The sequence below is a fragment of the Microbacterium sp. genome, from assembly GCF_031178525.1.
GTDB lineage: Bacteria > Actinomycetota > Actinomycetes > Actinomycetales > Microbacteriaceae > Microbacterium.
On record NZ_JAPSJA010000210.1, the window covers coordinates 1 to 4,005 of the forward strand.

General features: G+C 72.1%; 5 protein-coding genes. 2 read left to right on the forward strand and 3 right to left on the reverse strand.

Translation table 11 applies throughout. The features are described from left to right. Positions 1 to 136 precede the first annotated feature (136 nt). The 3 genes from rdgB to murI are packed head-to-tail and all read right to left on the reverse strand — an operon-like array spanning position 137 to position 2,335. The gene (rdgB, locus tag RIF89_RS11685) at positions 137 to 730 is read right to left on the reverse strand and encodes an RdgB/HAM1 family non-canonical purine NTP pyrophosphatase (RefSeq protein WP_309069281.1); all 594 of its coding nucleotides are present in this window, start codon (positions 728 to 730) and stop codon (positions 137 to 139) included. A 2-nt stretch (positions 731 to 732) separates the two neighbouring features. Beyond that, positions 733 to 1,476, reverse strand: coding sequence for a ribonuclease PH (gene rph / locus RIF89_RS11690; protein ID WP_309069282.1), 744 nt, complete (start codon positions 1,474 to 1,476; stop codon positions 733 to 735). A 25-nt stretch (positions 1,477 to 1,501) separates the two neighbouring features. Continuing rightward, positions 1,502 to 2,335 (reverse strand): glutamate racemase, encoded by an 834-nt coding sequence (murI, locus tag RIF89_RS11695; RefSeq protein WP_309069283.1) that lies wholly within the window; start codon positions 2,333 to 2,335, stop codon positions 1,502 to 1,504. Between the two features lie 89 nt (positions 2,336 to 2,424). Here murI and pnuC point away from each other — a divergent pair, with 89 nt between their 5' ends. Together pnuC and RIF89_RS11705 are read left to right on the forward strand one after the other, a co-directional pair. Further along, entirely contained in the window at positions 2,425 to 3,060 is a 636-nt protein-coding gene (gene pnuC, locus RIF89_RS11700) for a nicotinamide riboside transporter PnuC (protein ID WP_309069284.1), read from the forward strand. Then, the coding region (locus RIF89_RS11705) for an AAA family ATPase (protein ID WP_309069285.1) at positions 3,053 to 4,005 on the forward strand (953 nt) is incomplete at its 3' end. The genes pnuC and RIF89_RS11705, both read left to right, overlap by 8 nt.

Genomic DNA, 4,005 nt, shown 5'->3' on the forward strand with positions numbered 1-4,005 from the left:
GCTGTACACCGACTTCGCCACGGCGCTGCAGGAAGATGCGATGGCCTGCATGTGAGCCATCCGCGGCACCGAACGAGAACGCCCCGGCCTCCTGGCCGGGGCGTTCTCTCGTCGTCGGAGCGTCGTCAGAGCGTCGTCAGAGCGTCGCGAGCAGCGGCTCGAGGGCGACGAAGGCGCGGGCGCGGTGCGAGACGGCGTTCTTCTCCTCCGCGGTCCACTCCGCGACGGTGCGCTCGGCGCCATCCTGCTCCGCGGGGATGAACACCGGGTCGTAGCCGAACCCGGCCCCGCCGCGCGGGGCGTCCGCGAGGCGCCCTGGCCAGAGCCCCTCGACCGTGTGCTCGACGCCGCCCGGGGTGACGAGCGCGACGGTCGAGTTGTAGTGCGCGCCACGGTGGGGATCACGGATGTCGGACAGCTGGTCCAGCAGCAGCGCGAGGTTCGCGCCGTCGTCCTTCGCATGGCCGGCCCAGTACGCCGAGAACACCCCGGGCGATCCGCCGAGCACGTCCACGCAGATGCCCGAGTCGTCCGCGAGCGCGGGCAGGCCGGTGTGGGCCGCGGCCGCACGGGCCTTGATCAGGGCGTTCTCCGCGAAGGTCGTGCCGTCCTCGACCGGCTCGGGACCGTCATACGGCACCACCTCGAGGTCCGGACGCACGCGTGCCACGATCGCCTGGAACTCCGCCACCTTGTGCGCGTTGTGCGTCGCGAGGACGATCTGCGCCACGTTCACGCCCCCGCGGCGGGCTCGTCGAGAGCGGCGGCCTGGTGCACGCGCAGCTCCGCCGCCCCCGCCACCGCCAGCTCGAGCAGCGCGTCGAGCTCGGACTTGTCGAACGGCGCCCCCTCGGCCGTGCCCTGCACCTCGACGAACTTGCCGGTGCCCGTGACCACGACGTTCATGTCGGTCTCGGCGCGGACGTCCTCGACGTACGGCAGGTCCAGCATCGGCACCCCGTCGATGATGCCCACCGACACGGCGGCGACGGAGTCGCGCAGCACCTGGGCCTTCTGCCCGATGAACTTCTTCTCGCGACCCCACTCGATCGCATCCGCGAGCGCGACGTACGCGCCCGTGATCGCGGCCGTGCGCGTGCCCCCGTCGGCCTGCAGCACGTCGCAGTCGATCACGATCGTGTTCTCGCCGAGTGCCTTGGTGTCGATCACGGCGCGCAGCGCGCGGCCGATCAGGCGCGAGATCTCGTGCGTGCGACCGCCGATCCGGCCCTTCACGCTCTCGCGGTCGTTGCGCTCGTTCGTGGCGCGCGGCAGCATCGCGTACTCGGCCGTGACCCAGCCCTTGCCCTTGCCGGTCAGCCAGCGCGGCACGCCGTGCGTGAACGACGCGGTGCACAGCACCTTGGTGCCGCCGAAGCTGATCAGCGCCGATCCCTCGGCCTGGCTGCTCCAGCCTCGCTCGATCGTGATGGGGCGCAGCTGGTCGGGCGTGCGGCCGTCGGCGCGAGTGGTCATCGGGTCTCCTCGGCAGTGATGCGGATCAGGACCGAGCGTTGAGCGCGGTCAGGTCGATGGCGCCCGTGCGGACGAGGCGCACGTCGCGCACCTCGCGGCCGAGCAGGCGGTTGGCGAGCGCGATGAAGTCGGCGGTCTGGGCGCCGGTCGCCTCGTACTCGTGGCGCGGAGCCGCGTCGGGGCCTGCGAGCAGGTCACGGCTCACGAGCTGGCGGTAGACGTCCTTGGCGGTCTCGGAGTCGCTCGAGACGAGTGAGACATCCGGCCCCATGACGTAGCTGATCGCGCCCTTCAGGAACGGGTAGTGCGTGCAGCCCAGCACGAGCGTGTCGACTCCTGCGTGGCGCAGCGGCGCGAGGTACTCCTCCGCCGCGGCCAGCACGCGGGGCGAGTCGGTGTCGCCGTTCTCGACGAACTCCACGAACCGGGGGCACGCGGCGGTGGACACCTGGATGCCCGGATTGACCTCGAGCATGTCCTGATACGCGCCGGATCCGATGGTCCCGACCGTGCCGATCACGCCGATCCGGCCGTTGCGGGTCGTCGACATGGCGGTGCGGACCGCGGGCCCGATGACCTCGACCACGGGCACGGAGTAGCGCTCGCGCGCGTCGCGCAGCATCGCCGCGGAGGCCGTGTTGCACGCGATCACGAGCATCTTCACGCCCTGGTCGACGAGCGTGTCGAGCACCTCGAGCGCGTATCGCCGCACGTCGGCGATGGGCTTCGGGCCGTAGGGCGAGTGGGCCGTGTCGCCGATGTAGAGCAGCGACTCGCGCGGCAGCTGGTCGCCGATCGCGCGCGCCACGGTGAGGCCGCCGACTCCGGAGTCGAAGATTCCGATCGGCGCGTCGTTCATGATGCTCCAGCGTACCCGCGCCACCCGCGTCGGGCGGCGATCGCGCGACCGCGCGCGGCGGCACCCTGCGGCGTCGCTAGGCTCGCCCCATGGGGGAATGGCTGGCCCAGCACTGGATCGACATCGCCGGGTTCGCGACGGGGGCCGCCTGCGTGTTCCTCTCCTGGCGGCGGAGCGTGTGGAACTTCCCGATCGGGATCGCCAACGCGGCGCTGTTCCTGGTCGTCACGTTCCAGGCGGCGCTGTTCGCCACGGCGGGCCTGCAGGTCGTGTTCATCGTGCTGTCCCTCCTCGGCTGGCTCGAATGGGCGCGCGCCCGTGCCGCGGAGCGCCGGGCGGGCGTCGCGCGGGACGAGGCGTTCGTCCGCCGCACGCCGCGCCGCACGATCGTGCCGCTCGCCGCGAGCGGGGGCGCGCTGACCGCGCTGCTGACCTGGCTTCTCGCCTCCTACACGCCGTCGACCCTGCCGCTGCCGGACGCCGCGGTGGTCGCCGGCAGCCTGATCGCGCAGTTCATGCTGAATCGGCGGTGGATCCAGTCCTGGTACGTCTGGATCGCGGTCGACGTCGCCTACGTCGCAATCTACGCGGCCACGGGACTGTGGCTCTTCGCGGTGCTCTATCTCGGCTTCATCGCGATGTGCATCGCGGGGCTGCTGTCGTGGCGCAGCGCGGAGCGCGATGCGGCGAGCGCGGCCGGTGAGCCGGAGCCCGCGTATGCGTGAGGCGCGCCACGGCCTGGTGATGGGCAAGTTCTATCCGTTCCACGCCGGTCATCAGGCGCTCATCCGCACGGCGCTGCGCGAGTGCCGCACCGTGACGGTGCAGGTGCTGGGCGCGACCGTCGAGACGATCCCGCTGGACGTGCGGGCGGATTGGATCCGTCAGGAGCATCCCACCGCCCGCGTCGTGTCCGCCATGGACGACGCCCCCGTCGACTTCGACTCGGCGTCTGCCTGGGACGCGCACATGATCGTCATCGAGCAGCTGCTGGACGAGCCCGTCGACGTCGTCTACACGTCCGACGCGTACGGCGAGGAGCTCGCCCGCCGCCTCGGTGCGCGCTGGCGCCGCGTCGACGCCGGGCGCGCCGACGTCCCCGTCTCGGGCACGGCGATCCGCGCCGACGTCGCGGGTCACTGGCACGAGCTGCCCTCCCCGGTGCGGGCGTGGTTCGCACAGCGCATCGTGCTCGTGGGAGCCGAGTCCACCGGCACCACGACGCTCGCCGCCGCCCTCGCAGACGCCCTGGGCACCGACTGGGTGCCGGAGTACGGTCGCACGCACTCCGCGATCCGGGAGGGCGGCCTGGAGACGCCCTGGCGATCGGACGAGTTCGACCTGATCCTGGATCGCCAGATCGCGCTCGAGGCGGACGCGGCGCGGCGGGTCCCCTCCCCCGTCCTGGTGTGCGACACCGACGCGCTCGCGACCGTGCTGTGGCACGAACGGTACGTCGGCCCGGCCCCCGAGCGGATGTGGCGCCGGGCCCGCGGCCATGCCCCGCGTGCGTACATCCTCACGGGCGACGAGATCCCGTTCATGCAGGACGGCATGCGCGACGGCGAGCACATCCGCCACGACATGCAGGATCGCTTCCGTGCGGTGCTGCGCGATCAGCCGGTGCCGTGGATCGAGGTCCGCGGCACGGTCGACCAGCGCGTCGCGCA

What these genes read in the sequence shown, in the direction of transcription:
- murI (WP_309069283.1), bottom strand. Translation starts at nt 2,335, where the DNA reads ATGAACGACGCGCCGATCGGAATCTTCGACTCCGGAGTCGGCGGCCTC.
- rph (WP_309069282.1), bottom strand. Translation starts at nt 1,476, where the DNA reads ATGACCACTCGCGCCGACGGCCGCACGCCCGACCAGCTGCGCCCCATC.
- pnuC (WP_309069284.1), top strand. Translation starts at nt 2,425, where the DNA reads ATGGGGGAATGGCTGGCCCAGCACTGGATCGACATCGCCGGGTTCGCG.